The sequence below is a fragment of the Phytohabitans rumicis genome (assembly GCF_011764445.1).
GTDB lineage: Bacteria > Actinomycetota > Actinomycetes > Mycobacteriales > Micromonosporaceae > Phytohabitans > Phytohabitans rumicis.
In genome coordinates this window covers 3,550,371-3,564,872 of the sequence record NZ_BLPG01000001.1, presented here as the reverse complement: position 1 = coordinate 3,564,872, position 14,502 = coordinate 3,550,371, and the positions used below count along the sequence as shown (strand labels likewise).

The following is a 14,502-nucleotide window of genomic DNA, read 5'->3' as shown; positions in this document are numbered from 1 at the left end:
CGCACCCGTTTGGTTGCCGGTGGTGCACCGGTCGATAGGCTGCCGGCAATCAACCCATTTTCTCACGCTGAGGGTGCTACGTGGACCTGTACGAGTACCAGGGGCGCGAGCTGTTCGACCGGCATGGCCTGCCCGTGCTGGCCGGTGGCGTCGCTACGACCCCGGAGGAGGCCCGCGCGATCGCCGAGCGCCTTGGCGGACGCGTGGTCGTCAAGGCCCAGGTGAAGGTCGGGGGCCGGGGTAAGGCCGGCGGGGTCAAGCTCGCCGAGAACGCCGAGGAGGCGGTGGCCCACGCCACGAACATCCTCGGCATGGACATCAAGGGTCACACCGTTCACAAGGTGATGTTGACGGTGACCGCGGACATAGCCGAGGAGTACTACTTCTCGTACCTGTTGGACCGGGCGAACCGTACGTTCCTGTGCATCGCAAGCGTCGCCGGCGGCATGGAGATCGAGCAGGTCGCCGAGGAGGCGCCGGAGAAGGTCGCCAAGGTCGCGATCGACGCCAACGAGGGGGTCGACGACGCCAAGGCCCGCGAGATCGCGGCGCTGGCGGGCTTCCCGGCGGACGTGGCCGACCAGGTCGCCGCGATCGCGGTCAAGCTGTGGCAGGCGTTCATCGCCGAGGACGCGACGCTGGTGGAGGTCAACCCGCTGGCGAAGACGGACACCGGCCAGGTGCTGTGCCTCGACGCGAAGGTGACGCTGGACGCCAACGCGTCCTTCCGCCACCCGGAGCACGAGGCGCTCGTGGACCAGTCCGCGGTCGACCCGCTGGAGCAGCGGGCCAAGGAGAAGGACCTCAACTACGTCAAGCTCGACGGCGAGGTCGGGATCATCGGCAACGGCGCGGGCCTGGTCATGTCGACGCTCGACGTGGTCGCGTACGCGGGTGAGAACTACGGCGGCGTGAAGCCGGCGAACTTCCTCGACATCGGCGGCGGCGCGAGCGCGGCGGTCATGGCCAACGGCCTGGAGATCGTCCTGTCCGACCCGTCGGTCAAGAGCGTCTTCGTGAACGTCTTCGGCGGCATCACCGCCTGCGACGAGGTGGCCAACGGCATCATCCAGGCGCTCGCTCTGCTGGAGCAGCGCGGTGAGCAGGTCACCAAGCCGCTCGTGGTGCGCCTCGACGGCAACAACGCCGAGGCGGGCCGGGCCATCCTCGAGGGAGCGGCCAACCCGCTCGTCGAACGGGTGGACACTATGGATGGAGCGGCCCAGCGCGCCGCCGAGCTCGCCGCGGCAGGAGTCTGATCATGGCAATCTGGCTGACCAAGGACTCGAAGGTCATCGTTCAGGGGATGACCGGCTCCGAGGGGTCCAAGCACACCCGGCGGATGCTCGCCGCCGGCACCCACGTCGTCGGCGGGGTCAACCCGCGCAAGGCCGGCCAGACGGTCGACTTCGACGGCAACCAGCTGCCGGTCTTCGGTGGTGTGGCCGACGCGATGAAGGAGACCGGCGCCGACGTCACGGTCATCTTCGTGCCGCCGGCGTTCTCCAAGGCCGCCGTGATCGAGGCGATCGACGCCGAGATCCCGCTCGCCGTGGTGATCACCGAGGGCATCCCGGTGCACGACACGGCGGCGTTCTGGGCGTACAGCCGGGCCAAGGGTGCGAAGACCCGCATCGTCGGCCCGAACTGCCCCGGCATCGCCTCGCCGGGCGCCTCGAACGCCGGCATCATCCCGGCCGACATCACCGGCCCCGGCCGGATCGGTTTGGTCAGCAAGAGCGGCACGCTGACCTACCAGATGATGTACGAGCTGCGCGACATCGGCTTCTCCACCTGCGTGGGCATCGGCGGTGACCCGGTCATCGGCACCACCCACATCGACGCGCTCGCCGCGTTCCAGGACGACCCGGAGACGGATGCGATCGTCATGATCGGCGAGATCGGCGGTGACGCCGAGGAGCGGGCCGCGGATTTCATCAAGGCCAACGTGACGAAGCCGGTGGTGGGGTACATCGCCGGTTTCACCGCGCCGCCCGGCAAGACCATGGGCCACGCCGGTGCCATCATCTCCGGCTCCAGCGGCACCGCGGAGGCGAAGAAGCTCGCCCTGGAGGCCGCCGGCGTCAAGGTCGGCAAGACCCCGACCGAAACCGCCGGCCTGATGCGCGCCCTGTTCTAAGAGGTGTTAGGAAGGGCCCCTTGCTATGCAAATAGCGTTAACAGGGGCCCTTCCTTGCACTAGTCGCGGGCTATCCAGAAGATGCTGTTGCCGACCAGGCTGAGCACGCTCAGGCCGATGGCTACCCAGCCCAGCACCTGGCTCTTTCCCACCCGCTTCGCATCGCGGATGGACAGGACGCCGAAGACGATGCCCAGGATGGGGCAGCAGATCAGGCCGATGACGATGCCCAGGACGCCCCACAGCGTCGTCCGGTCATTGGAGGGGGCCGCTGCCGGTGGTGGGTACGGTTCGCTCATGGGCAGAGGCTAACGCTAGTACGTCCTAATTTGCCCGCATTTTGGCTGACGAACGCCATGATCGACGGTGGTGTCGCCCTCCGGCCGGCCCCGCGGCGTGCCAAAGTAGGGCCTGATGCCCGCGACGACCCCTGACCAGCCCGACCCGGTCGACCCGGCGACCAGGGAGACCGTGCGCATCACCGTGCAGCCCCAAAAAACGGAAGCGGGCGGCGACCTCGCCCACCGGCCCACCGTCCGGCTGCCGCGCCAGCGCCCGGGTGGCACCCGCAAGCAGCGCCGGGCCCCACTCCCGGTCGCGGCCGCCGTCGCCACGGTCTGGGCGGCGGTCCTGTCGTACCTGCCGGTCGCGGTCGTCATGAGCCTCACCCGGCTCGCCGATGACGCCGGCTCGCTTCCGGGCGCGGCCCGCGTCGGGCTCGCCGGCTGGCTCCTCGGCCACGGCGTGCCGCTGGACACCCCCGCCGGCCCGATCGGGCTGGCACCGCTGGCCCTCGGCGTGTTCGCCGCGTGGCGGGTGTCCCGCGCCGGCGTACACGTCGCCCGGGCCATCGGCGCGCGGCACCACGGGTCACCGGCCCAGGCGCTCGCCGTCGCGGGCACGGTCGGCATCGGGTACGGGGTGCTCGGCCTCCTCGGCGCGGTCATCCTGAACACCGGAGACGTGTCGGCGTCCCCGCTCCGAGCCGGGCTCACGTTCGCCGCTTTCGGGGCCGTGGCCGCGCTCGTCGGCGCGCTGCGTACCACCGCCGCGCTGCGCGTGCTGGCCCGCCGGATCCCCGCCGTGCTCCGCGACGGCGTACGCACCGGAGTGGTCGCCGCGTTCCTGGTGCTGGGCGCCGGTGCGGGGCTCGCCGGGCTGGCGATCGCGCTGGGCGGAGGGCACGCCAGCGACATCATCGGCGCGTACCGCACGGGGGTGGCCGGGCAGGCCGGGATCACCCTGGTCTGCGTGGCGTACGCCCCGAACGCCGCGGTGTGGGCGGCCGCGTACCTGCTCGGGCCCGGGTTCGCGGTCGGCACCGACACGGTCGTGCGGACCACCGAGGTCTCCGTCGGAGCGCTCCCCGCCGTACCACTGCTGGCTGGACTGCCGGACGGACCGCTCGGCGGGGCGGGTGCCGCGCTGCTCGCGCTGCCGGTCGTCGCCGGCATGCTCGCGGGGTGGCTGCAGGCGCGCCGGATGGCGCGGGCGGACCGGGCGGTGCGGTGGCCGCGGGTGCTGGGCGCGGCGCTGCTGGCCGGGCCGGTCGCCGGCCTCGTGCTGGGCGGCGCGGCGGTGCTCTCGGGCGGATCGCTCGGCGGTGGCCGGATGGCCGACATCGGCCCGGTCGCGTGGCAGGTGGCGGCGCTGGCGGCCGGGATCGTCGCGGTGGGCACGCTGATCGGCGCGACGGCCACCCGCATCTTCACGCCGTAGACAGCACCGTGGGGCGCCCCGAAGCCGGAGCGCCCCACCGTGTGGTCGGCCGTGTACTACCGGGCCGCGTAGTAGATGATCCCGAAGACCAGGTTCAGCGCGGCGGCAGCGAAGGCGACGTAGGCCAGCGTCGGCGGCTTGCCGGCCTTCTTCGACTCCTGCAGCGAGAGGACGCCGAAGACGACGCCCAGGATCGGGCAGCAGATGAGGCCGAGCACGATGCCGAGAACGCCCCAAAGGGTCGTCTTGTCGCTGGCCGGCTGGGCCGCAGGCGGCGGCGGGTATGCCATGTTCTATTCCTCCCCAAAGTGTTCGATGAACTTGACGATGCTCGCGGTTGGTCACACGTTCGTCAAGAGCGACACCTAGCTCGTGACCAGGCTGTTCCAGTTGAACGCGAGGCTGAGGACGACCCACAGGATGCCCAGCGCGATGCCGATTCCACCGCAGATGATCGCGGCCTTCGCCTGGCCGGCATTGTTCGCCAAGCCTTGGTCGACCTTGTTCTTACCCAGGAAGCCGAGCACGAGGGCGGCGATGCCGAGCGGCACGCCGATGAACGTGCAGCACGGCCCCAGCGGGATCGCCGCGATGCCGAGGATCATGCCGACGAGGCCCAGGGTGTTGTTCGGGCCCTGGACCGGGCCCGGCGCGCCGTAGCCGGCGCCCGGGTAGATCGGCGCCTGCGGGGGCTGCTGCGCGTACGGGTCCTGGTAGGCGGGTTGGCCGTACTGCGGCTGACCGTATTGCGGCTGGCCATACTGTGGCTGGCCGTACTGCGGGTCGTACTGCGGCTGGCCATACGGTGGTTGCGCCGGACCTGGTTGACCGTATTGCGGTTGGTCATTCGGGTCCTGGCCGGGATAGCCGGGCTGCATCGAAGGCTCCTTGTCGATGACGGTGTATCTCAGCGACCGGCAGCGTACCTGCCGGCCGCCACTCCTGACCGTCCCGGTAGGGTTTTGACGTGCGCGAACCCGCCCGCCTCGTGGTCCTGGTCTCCGGCTCGGGCAGCAATCTGCAGGCCCTTCTCGACGCGAGCGCCGACCCGGCGTACGGCGCGCGGGTCGTCGCGGTCGGTGCCGACCGCGACGGCATCGCCGGCCTAGACCGGGCCGCCGCGGCCGGCGTGCCCACCTTCGTCGACGTGGTGCGCTCCTATCCCACCCGCGAGCGGTGGGACGCCGCCCTCACCGCCCACGTCGCCGAGCACAAGCCGGACCTGGTCATCTCCGCCGGCTTCCTCAAGCTGGTCGGCGCGGAGTTCCTGGCCGCCTTCGGCGACCGGTACATCAACACGCACAATTCGCTGCTGCCGGCATTTCCCGGCATGCACGGTCCGCGCGACGCGCTCGCCTATGGGGTACGCCTGGCCGGCGCCACTCTGTTCTTTGTGGACGCCGGCGTCGACACCGGACCGATCATCGCTCAGGTGGCCGTGCCCGTGCTGCCCGACGACACGGAAGACACGCTCACCGAGCGCATCAAGGAAGCGGAGCGGCGCCAGCTCGTCGAGTCGGTCGGCCGCCTGGTCCGCGAGGGCTGGACCATCACCGGAAGAAGGGTCATGATCCCATGAGGTCCGACGGTCGCCGTCCGATCCGGCGTGCGCTGCTCAGCGTGTACGACAAGACGGGGCTGCCCGAGCTGGCCCAGGCGCTGCACGCGGCCGGTGTCGAGGTGGTCTCCACGGGCACCACCGCCAAGGCCGTCGAGGCGGCCGGCGTGCCGGTGACCCGGGTGGAAGACGTGACCGGCTTTCCGGAGACGCTCGACGGCCGGGTGAAGACGCTGCACCCGGCGATCCACGCGGGGCTGCTCGCCGACCTGCGGCTGCCGGCCCACGCCGCGCAGCTGGAGGAGCTGGGCGTACGGCCGTTCGACCTGCTGGTGTCCAACCTCTACCCGTTCCACGAGACGGTGGCGTCCGGCGCGGGCGTGGACGAGTGCGTCGAGCAGATCGACATCGGCGGGCCGGCCATGGTGCGAGCCGCCGCCAAGAACCACGCCTCCGTCGCGGTGGTCACTTCCGTTGAGGCGTACCCCTTGGTGCTGAACGCTCTCGGCGGCGATGGCTTCACGCTCGCGGAGCGCCGGGCGCTCGCGGCCCGCGCCTTCGCGGACATCGCCGAGTACGACCTGGCGGTCGCCCAATGGTGCAGCTCGACGCTGGACCCGTCGCCGGATGGGTGGCCCGCGTTCGCCGGGCTGGCGCTGCGGCGGTCGAACGTGCTGCGGTACGGCGAGAACCCGCACCAGCAGGCCGCCCTGTACGCCAACCCGGACTCGCCGCCCGGCCTCGCGCAGGCGGAGCAGGTGCACGGCAAGGAGATGTCGTACAACAACTACGTGGACGCCGAGGCCGCGTGGCGCGCTGCCCACGATTTCACCGAGCCCGCCGTCGCGATCATCAAGCACGCCAACCCGTGCGGGATCGCGGTGGCGGGGGACGTGGCCGACGCCCACCGCAAGGCACACGCGTGCGACCCGGTCTCCGCGTTCGGCGGCGTGATAGCGGTAAACACCGAGGTCTCGGTGGAAATGGCGAAGCAGGTCGCGGACATCTTCACCGAGGTCATCGTGGCGCCGTCCTATGAGGAGGGTGCCGTGGAGGTGCTCTCCGCGAAGAAGAACTTGCGGATCTTGCTGGCGCCACCGTTCCAACCGCTGCCGGCGGAGTGGCGGCCGGTGGGGGCGGGGTGCTCGTCCAGCTGTCCGACCGCATCGACGCGCCCGGCGACGACCCGGCGTCCTGGCGCCTGGTCTCCGGTGCGGCCGGCCTTTTGGACGACCTCTTGTTCGCCTGGCGGGCGGTGCGCGCGGTGAAGTCGAACGCCATCCTGCTGGCCCACGACGGAGCCACCGTGGGAGTGGGCATGGGTCAGGTCAACCGGGTGGACTCGGCGCGGCTCGCGGTGACGCGCGCAGGTGAGCGGGCCGCCGGTTCGGTGGCCGCCTCGGACGCGTTCTTCCCGTTCGCGGACGGGCTCCAGGTGCTGATCGACGCCGGCGTGCGCGCGATCGTCCAGCCCGGCGGCTCGGTACGCGACGAAGAGGTGATCGCCGCAGCCCAGGCCGCCGGCGTGACGATGTACCTAACCGGCACCCGCCACTTCTTCCACTAGCCCGTCTCCGTCGTGATCAAGGCGTCCTTCAAGTCGCTCCAGCGACTTGAAGGACGCCTTGATCACGACGAGGAGGTGGTGAGCTTCAGCAGGTTGACGCGGCCGAAGAGGTCGAGGGCTACGTCGCTCACCTTGCTTGAGTAGCCGAAGTTGTTCTGCCCGAAGCGGAGCGGGATGACCGGCATGTCGCGGGCGAGGATGTCCTCGGCCTCCTGGTACTTCTTGATCGTGTTGGCCTCGTTGGACGCCTGCATCGCCTCGCTGACCAGCGTGTCGAAGCGCGGGTTGCTGTAGCCGGCGTAGTTGGAGGAGCCGGTCGTGGAGTACAGCGGGGCGAGGTAGCTCTCCATCGACGGGTAGTCCATCGGCCAGCCCATCCGGAACATGCCCACCGGCTTGCGCTGCTCGACCTTGGTGAGCAGGTCGCCGAAGCCGGCCTCGGGGACGGCGGTGCACTGGACGCCCAGGTTGGTGCGCAACTGTGCGCAGGTCGCCTCCACCCACGCCTGGTGCCCACCGTCGTCGTTGTAGCTGATCTGGAGCGTCGCCGGGCCGCCCGCCTCGGCGTACATGCGCTTGGCCTCGGCGGGGTCGAACTCGCACGACGCGCCGCAGCTGTTTTCCCGGTAGCCGGCCACGATCGGCGACACGAACGCGCGGGCCGGCTGCTGCGAGTCCTCGAAGACGGTGCGCACGATCGCGTCCCGGTCGATCGCCATGGAGATCGCGCGGCGCACGTTGCCCTTGAAGTACTCGGGCTGGAACGCCGGGAACGCCAGGAACTGGATCGTCGAGTCGAGGCTGGTGCCGTACCGGCCGCCGAGGTCGTCGCGCGCCCCGGCCACCTTCTCCGCCGGGATCGTGCGGATCACGTCGAGGTCGTCGCTGAGGACGTCCGCATACGCGGACGTCAGGCTGTCGTACACGCGGAAGACGGCGCCGCTGATGCTGGGCTTTTCTCCCGGGTACGCGTCGTAGCGCTCGACCTCCCACTTCTTCGTGAGCTTGAACGGGCCCTGGCCGATGACCGCGCTTTCGAAGCCGGGGTTCAGTACGCCGGGCGCCTGCCAGGCCGCCTCCGGGAGCGGGTAGAACGCGGTGTCACCCAGCATGGTCTTGAACTCGGTGAACGGCGCCGACAGCGTCACCTGGAAGGTCTTGTCGTCGATCTTCTTCAGCCCGGACAGGGTCTTCGCGGCCGGGGCGGTGCCGGCGCCGGCCGGTTGGGTCGCGGCGTACCCGGCGATCTTGGCGAAGTAGTAGCTCTTGGCCTGCTTGTTCGGCGCGTACGCCCCGTAGTTCCACGCGTTGAGGTAGCTGTCGGCGGTGACCTTCTCGCCGTTGTGGAACGTATAGCCGTCCTTGAGCGTGATGGTCCATACCCTGTGGTCGGTCGACTTGATCGACTCGGCCGCGACCTCGTACGGCTGGTGTTTCTCGTCGTAGTCGACCAGCGGCGCGAAGAGGGCGGCGAGCACCTGGATGCCGCTGGGGTCGTTCGTGTTGGTGGGGATCATGTGTCGCGGCTCGCCGATCTGGATGCTGACCACCCCCGGCGCGTCGCCGCTGGCCGCGTCGCCACCGAACGGGTCGCACGCGGTCAGAGCAAGGACGGCCGCGATTGGGAGCGCGAGCCTGTGGAGCAGCATTTTGTCCCTCACCATTTCGTCGTCGGCTCCCTATGAGACCATTTGCGGCGTGACGGCGACACTCCTGGACGGTAAGGCAACCGCGGCGGCAATCAAGGAAGACCTGCGGTCGCGGGTCAAGGCTCTCGCCGAAAGAGGCATCGTCCCAGGACTCGGCACCGTGCTGGTCGGCGACGACCCGGGCTCCCACGCGTACGTCCGGGGCAAGCACCGCGACAGCGAAGAGGTGGGCATCGCCTCGTTCCGCCGCGAGCTGCCCGCCGACACCACCCAGGCCGAGGTCGAGGCCGTCGTCGCCGAGCTCAACGCCGACCCGGCCTGCCACGGCTACATCGTCCAGCTTCCGCTGCCCCCGCAGATCGACACCCAGCGGGTGCTGGAGCTGATCGACCCGGACAAGGACGCGGACGGGCTGCACCCGGTCAACCTGGGCCGGCTCGTGCTCGGGTACGACGGGCCGCTGCCCTGCACGCCGCGCGGCATCGTGGACCTGCTGCGGCGGTACGGCGTACCGCTGCGCGGGGCGGAGGTCACCGTGATCGGGCGCGGCACCACGGTGGGCCGCCCGCTCGGCCTGCTGCTCACCCGGCGCAGCGAAAACGCGACCGTGACCCTCTGCCACACCGGCACCCGCGACCTGGCGAGCCACACGCTCGGGGCCGACATCGTGATCGCGGCGGCGGGCGTGCCCGGCCTGCTCACCGCCGACATGGTCCGGCCCGGCGCGGTGGTGGTCGACGTCGGGATCACCCGCGTGGTCGGCCCGGACGGCAAGGGCGTCTACACCGGCGACGTGGCCCCCGAGGTGGCGGAGGTGGCCGGCGCGCTGGCCCCGGTGCCGGGCGGCATCGGCCCCATGACCCGCGCGATGCTCCTCACCAACGTGGTAGAGCGCGCCGAACGCTCCTAGCTGCAAGGAAGGGCACCTTGTTAACGCTTTTTGCATAGCAAGGGTCCCTTCCTAACGTCGGCGCGGCGGCGTGACCGATTCGCCGCATTTGTTCATGATCGTGGCATGCTGGCCTTCGCTGTATCGGCGCTGTTGCTCGTACCTGGTCTCGCTGCTGCGTCGCCAGACCTGGAAGCCGCTGTCAAAGCCAAGATCGGCACCGGGGCGCAGGTGACCATCGCGCCGCGCACCACCGGCGAGTGGGGCTTCGGCGCGGTCGTGCGTCCCGCGCCGGCCGCGGAACACGCGTACCCGGATGGCTGGCTCTTCGTGGCCCGGCGGACCGCGACGCGCTGGAAGGTGGCCCTGGAGGGCGAGGCCGCGTTCGCCCGGCTGAGCGCGGCCGCGTCGATCCTCAGCCCCGACGAGCGTCGGGTCCTGGGCAACCGGACGGAGAGCGACGGTGACCGGCGCACCGGCATGCGGCTGCCGTACGGGCTCGGGCAGACCTGGCGGTACACCGGCGGGCCGCACCCGATGGGCGGGACCGTGCGCAGCTCGATCGACCTGGCCGGCGGCGACGGCAAGGTGCTCGCGGCGCGCGGCGGGCTGGCGTACACGATGTGCAAGTCCGGCAAGGGCTGGGTGCGGGTGGTGCACGACCGCGGGTACGCGACCGACTACTACCACCTGGAGGGCAACATCAAGGTGGACGGCAGGGCGGTCGCGGAGGGCGCCTTCCTCGGCAACATCGGCAACGACGTGTCGTGCGGCGGGCGTTCCACGGGCAAGCACGTGCACCTTTCGCTTCGCCGCAACGGGGTCTACGCCCCCATCGACGGGTACGCCTTCGGCAAGTGGGTGATCGTGGCGACCGGCAAGGCGTACAGCGGCCTGGCGCGGCACGGGTCCAAGCAGGTGGGCGTCGGCGGCGGGCTGTTCAACTACGGCCCGCTCGGCCTCGCGCAGGGCATCGTGGACACCGACGGCGGCAGCACGCTCAACCGGCGTACCGGCCCGGGGACCACGTTTCCGATCGCGGGCAAACTGGCCGACGGCGACACGGTGACGATCGCCTGCTCGGCCCGGGGGACCCGGCACACCGGGCGCGGCGGCTACACCAGCGACCTGTGGAACAAGCTGACCGACGGCAGTTGGATCAGCGATGTGTACGTGTGGACCGGCACAGGTGAGCCGGTCAACGGACTCTGCACCTGAACCGGCTGATACGGTCCGAAAAAAGGAACCCGTCCGTATCAGAGAGTGAGACGACCATGGGCAAGAAGGTCACCGTCGTCGGCGCCGGCTTCTACGGCTCCACGACCGCGCAGCGCCTCGCCGAGTACGACATCTTCGACACGGTCGTGCTCACCGACATCGTGGAGGGCAAGCCGGAGGGCCTCGCGCTGGACATGAACCAGTCGCGCGCGGTCGAGGGCTTCGAGACGAAGGTCGTCGGGCAGACCACCGGGCCGAGCGGCGAGGGGTACGAGGCCATCGAGGGCTCGGACATCGTGGTCATCACCGCCGGGCTGCCCCGCAAGCCGGGCATGAGCCGGATGGACCTGCTCGGCGTCAACGCCAAGATCGTGCGGCAGGTCGCCGAGAACGTCGCCAAGTACGCCCCGAACGCCGTCGTCATCGTCGTCTCCAACCCGCTCGACGAGATGACCGCGCTGGCGCAGCTCGCGACCGGCTTCCCGAAGAACCGGGTCATGGGCCAGGCGGGCATGCTGGACACCGCCCGGTTCACCAACAACGTGGCCGAGACGCTCGCCGTACCCGTCGGGTCGGTGAAGACCCTCACGCTCGGCTCGCACGGCGACACGATGGTGCCGGTGCCGTCGGCGTGCACGGTCAACGGCAAGCCGCTGTCTGAGTTCCTCCCGGCCGAGAAGATCGAAGAGCTGGTCGTCCGTACCCGCAACGGCGGCGCCGAGGTGGTCGCGCTGCTGAAGACGGGGTCGGCGTACTACGCCCCGTCCGCGGCCGCCGCCCGCATGGCGCGCGCCGTCGCCGAGGACTCCGGCGCGGTCCTGCCAGTCTGTGCGTGGGTGGACGGCGAGTACGGCATCGCGGGCGTCTACCTCGGTGTCGAGGCGTCGATCGGTGCCAACGGCGTCAACCGCGTCGTCGAGACCGAGCTGACCGACACCGAGCTCGCCGGCCTGAAGGAAGCCGCCGAGGCCGTCCGCGCCAAGCAGGCCGACATCGCTTCGCTCTGACCAAGTGCAAGGAAGGGCACCTTGTTATCGCTTTTTGCATAACAAGGTGCCCTTCCTTGCATCTACACCCGGACGAACGGGTCGGTCAGGTGGGGGGTCGCCAGGATCAGGCCGTCGCGGAGCAGGCTCGTCCGGGACTCGCGCGCCATCTCCGCGTCCACCTCATGGGAGTACGGGGTTTCCGGCGCTACCAGTTGCAGAGCGTGCACGAGCAGGTCGCCGGTGACGAGGAGCCGCTCATCGTCGTACTCGATGAGCACTGACTGATGCCCCGGCGTGTGGCCGGGGGTGGCGATGGCGGTGAGTCCGGCGGCGATCCGGACGTCGCCCTCGACGAGCCGTAGCTGGCCGCCGAGTCCGTCGAGGAGGGCCTTGCGGTCCGCGCCGAACGCCTCCGCGTCGGCCCGCTGGATGAGGTACGTCGCGTTGGGGAAGTACGGCGTCCCGACGACCGCCCAGCCGATGTGGTCGGTGTGCAGGTGCGTGATCACGACGGTGTCGACGTCGGCGGGGTCGATCCCGGCGGCGGCGAGCTCCTCGGGCAGCCGGCCGGGCACGGGCGCCCAACTCGCGGCCAGCGAGTCGGCGGGGCCGATGCCGGTGTCGACCATCGTGACGCGGTCGCCGTGCCGTACGGCGAAGCACCGGAACCGCAGCCACCACTGCCCGTCGGCCGTGACCGCGCCCGGGTCGCGTTCGTCGGCGCGCCGCCACTGCTCGGCGGTAGCCTGCGGAAATGCCTCCTCCCGAGGCTGGAAGAAGGGCCCCTCACCGTCCTGCATGGCGACGATGGTGGCGGGGCCGACAGTGCGGGTGAGCGGCATGCGGACCAGTCTAGGCTGTGCAGTACGCTCGTACTGCTTGTTAGTCCCCGCGAGAGGAGCGCCGGCGCGATGGCGAAGATCAAGGTAAATAACCCGGTCGTTGAGCTCGACGGCGACGAGATGACCCGGATCATCTGGAAGCAGATCCGGGAGCAGTTGATCCTGCCTTACCTCGACGTCGAGCTGGAGTACTACGACCTCTCGATCCAGTACCGCGACGAGACCGACGACCAGGTCACCGTCGACGCGGCGAACGCCATCAACCGGCACGGCGTGGGCGTGAAGTGTGCCACCATCACGCCCGACGAGGCGCGGGTCGTCGAGTTCGACCTGAAGAAGATGTGGCGCTCGCCCAACGGCACCATCCGCAACATCCTCGGTGGCGTGGTCTTCCGCGAGCCGATCATCATGTCGAACGTGCCGCGGCTCGTGCCCGGCTGGACCAAGCCGATCGTCATCGGCCGTCACGCCCACGGCGACCAGTACAAGGCGACCGACTTCGTGGTGCCCGGTCCCGGCACGCTGACGGTCACGTTCCAGCCCGAGGACGGCTCGGCGCCGATGGAGTTCGAGGTCGCCAAGTACCCCGGCGGCGGCGTGGCCATGGCCATGTACAACTTCGACGAGTCGATCCGCGACTTCGCCCGCGCCTCCTTCCGGTACGGCCTCGACCGCGGCTACCCGGTCTACCTGTCGACGAAGAACACGATCCTCAAGGCGTACGACGGTCGCTTCAAGGACCTGTTCGCCGAGGTGTTCGAGGCCGAGTTCGCTTCGGCGTTCGCGACCGCCGGCATCACGTACGAGCACCGGCTCATCGACGACATGGTGGCCGCCGCGCTGAAGTGGGAGGGCGGCTTCGTCTGGGCCGCCAAGAACTACGACGGCGACGTGCAGTCCGACACCGTCGCGCAGGGCTTCGGCTCGCTCGGCCTGATGACCTCCGTACTGATGACCCCGGACGGCCGGACCGTCGAGGCGGAGGCGGCCCACGGCACGGTCACCCGGCACTACCGGCAGTGGCAGAAGGGCGAGAAGACCTCCACGAACCCGATCGCCTCGATCTTCGCCTGGACTCGTGGCCTGGCCCACCGCGGCAAGTTGGACGGCACGCCCGCGGTGACCGAATTCGCCAACAAGCTGGAGCAGGTCTGCATCGAAACCGTCGAGGGCGGTCAGATGACCAAGGACCTGGCCCTGCTCATCAGCCGCGACGCCCCCTGGCTGACCACCGACGAGTTCATGAACGCCCTAGACCAAAACCTAGCCAAGAAACTCGCCTAGCTCTCCATCCCTCCTGTCCCCTGCGCTGCGGGCCTTTCTCGTGCGCGCGGCCCTGCGGGTCCCTGCGAGGCCCTCTCGTGCGGTGCCCTGCGGGGCCCCTGCAGGGCCCCTCTAGTGCGTCGATCAAGGGCAAACGGTCGTGGTTTGATCTCAAAACCGCGGCCGTTTGCCCTTGATCGACGTGGAAGTCCTTGATCGACGGGGCGGTGGGGGTTGGGGGGCCGTTACTAGCGGCCGGTGGAGTCGTTACTACCGATGGACGCGGTGCCAGTCGCGTTCGACGAGGTCGAGGAGGTCGAGGCCGCCCTAACCGGGCGCCGACCACGTCGATCTCCGGCTGTGGCGAACAGCCTGCCGTCCCTTCCCAGCGGGGGCCCTGTCCCGGGCCCCCCGCGCCCTGTCTAGGCGGGTTACCCCCGAGTAGGGGACCCCTGTCGGGCGATGTCGCGTGAGAAGGGGTCCCCTGTTCCCCTCCAGGCGGTGATAGGGGCGCCCTACTCACCCCGGGCTCCCAACAGGGGTCCCCTACTGGGGCTGGGCCGGGCCGGGGTCAGGGCGGGCTAGGGCGGCGCCAGCACGGAGCGCCGCGCCCCCGTCCGTCGATCAAGGATTTCTGCGTCGATCAAGGGCATATGGCCGTGGTTTAG

General features: G+C 70.0%; 13 protein-coding genes and 1 pseudogene. 9 read left to right on the top strand and 5 right to left on the bottom strand.

The genetic code is table 11. From position 1 onward, the window contains the following. Nucleotides 1-80 precede the first annotated feature (80 nt). Together sucC and sucD are read left to right on the top strand one after the other, a co-directional pair. Nucleotides 81-1,259, top strand: a complete 1,179-nt coding sequence (gene sucC, locus Prum_RS15605; RefSeq protein ID WP_173077232.1) for an ADP-forming succinate--CoA ligase subunit beta — start codon at nt 81-83, stop codon at nt 1,257-1,259. 2 nt (nt 1,260-1,261) lie between these two features. Next, nucleotides 1,262-2,140 (top strand): succinate--CoA ligase subunit alpha, encoded by an 879-nt coding sequence (gene sucD, locus Prum_RS15600; protein WP_173077231.1) that lies wholly within the window; start codon nt 1,262-1,264, stop codon nt 2,138-2,140. 59 nt (nt 2,141-2,199) lie between these two features. Here the strand turns inward: sucD and Prum_RS15595 are convergent, their stop codons facing one another. Next, nucleotides 2,200-2,439 carry a hypothetical protein gene (locus Prum_RS15595; protein WP_173077230.1) on the bottom strand — a complete coding sequence of 80 codons (240 nt, stop codon included), beginning with the start codon at nt 2,437-2,439 and terminating at the stop codon, nt 2,200-2,202. Between the two features lie 115 nt (nt 2,440-2,554). Between Prum_RS15595 and Prum_RS15590 the strand changes: the two genes are divergently transcribed. Next, nucleotides 2,555-3,859, top strand: coding sequence for a cell division protein PerM (locus Prum_RS15590; RefSeq protein ID WP_173077229.1), 1,305 nt, complete (start codon nt 2,555-2,557; stop codon nt 3,857-3,859). A gap of 56 nt (nt 3,860-3,915) precedes the next feature. On the opposite strand, the gene Prum_RS15585 is transcribed toward Prum_RS15590, so the two are convergent. Together Prum_RS15585 and Prum_RS15580 are read right to left on the bottom strand one after the other, a co-directional pair. Beyond that, nucleotides 3,916-4,149: a hypothetical protein gene (locus tag Prum_RS15585; protein WP_173077228.1), complete on the bottom strand. Its 234-nt coding sequence runs from the start codon at nt 4,147-4,149 to the stop codon at nt 3,916-3,918. Nucleotides 4,150-4,224: 75 nt separating this feature from the next. Then, the gene (locus Prum_RS15580; protein ID WP_173077227.1) at nt 4,225-4,737 is read right to left on the bottom strand and encodes a DUF4190 domain-containing protein; all 513 of its coding nucleotides are present in this window, start codon (nt 4,735-4,737) and stop codon (nt 4,225-4,227) included. An 89-nt stretch (nt 4,738-4,826) separates the two neighbouring features. On the opposite strand from Prum_RS15580, the gene purN reads away from it, so the two are divergent. Next, entirely contained in the window at nt 4,827-5,438 is a 612-nt protein-coding gene (gene purN / locus Prum_RS15575; RefSeq protein WP_173077226.1) for a phosphoribosylglycinamide formyltransferase, read from the top strand. Beyond that, nucleotides 5,435-6,984: pseudogene (gene purH / locus Prum_RS15570) on the top strand (bifunctional phosphoribosylaminoimidazolecarboxamide formyltransferase/IMP cyclohydrolase). Before purN ends, purH begins: the two are co-directional and overlap by 4 nt. A 62-nt stretch (nt 6,985-7,046) precedes the next feature. On the opposite strand, the gene Prum_RS15565 reads toward purH, so the two are convergent. After that, nucleotides 7,047-8,633, bottom strand: coding sequence for a peptide ABC transporter substrate-binding protein (locus Prum_RS15565; protein ID WP_173077225.1), 1,587 nt, complete (start codon nt 8,631-8,633; stop codon nt 7,047-7,049). Between the two features lie 49 nt (nt 8,634-8,682). Between Prum_RS15565 and Prum_RS15560 the strand changes: the two genes are divergently transcribed. The 3 genes from Prum_RS15560 (at nt 8,683) to mdh (ending at nt 11,747) form a co-directional block, all read left to right on the top strand. Continuing rightward, nucleotides 8,683-9,543 carry a bifunctional methylenetetrahydrofolate dehydrogenase/methenyltetrahydrofolate cyclohydrolase gene (locus Prum_RS15560; RefSeq protein WP_173077224.1) on the top strand — a complete coding sequence of 287 codons (861 nt, stop codon included), beginning with the start codon at nt 8,683-8,685 and terminating at the stop codon, nt 9,541-9,543. Nucleotides 9,544-9,648: 105 nt separating this feature from the next. After that, nucleotides 9,649-10,740, top strand: a complete 1,092-nt coding sequence (locus tag Prum_RS15555) for a peptidoglycan DD-metalloendopeptidase family protein (RefSeq protein ID WP_173077223.1) — start codon at nt 9,649-9,651, stop codon at nt 10,738-10,740. A 56-nt stretch (nt 10,741-10,796) separates the two neighbouring features. Next, nucleotides 10,797-11,747 carry a malate dehydrogenase gene (mdh, locus tag Prum_RS15550; RefSeq protein WP_173077222.1) on the top strand — a complete coding sequence of 317 codons (951 nt, stop codon included), beginning with the start codon at nt 10,797-10,799 and terminating at the stop codon, nt 11,745-11,747. Nucleotides 11,748-11,809: 62 nt separating this feature from the next. Here mdh and Prum_RS15545 read toward each other — a convergent pair whose 3' ends face one another. Next, entirely contained in the window at nt 11,810-12,571 is a 762-nt protein-coding gene (locus Prum_RS15545; protein ID WP_173077221.1) for an MBL fold metallo-hydrolase, read from the bottom strand. Nucleotides 12,572-12,640: 69 nt separating this feature from the next. On the opposite strand from Prum_RS15545, the gene Prum_RS15540 reads away from it, so the two are divergent. Then, the gene (locus Prum_RS15540; protein WP_173077220.1) at nt 12,641-13,855 is read left to right on the top strand and encodes an NADP-dependent isocitrate dehydrogenase; all 1,215 of its coding nucleotides are present in this window, start codon (nt 12,641-12,643) and stop codon (nt 13,853-13,855) included. Nucleotides 13,856-14,502: the final 647 nt, after the last annotated feature.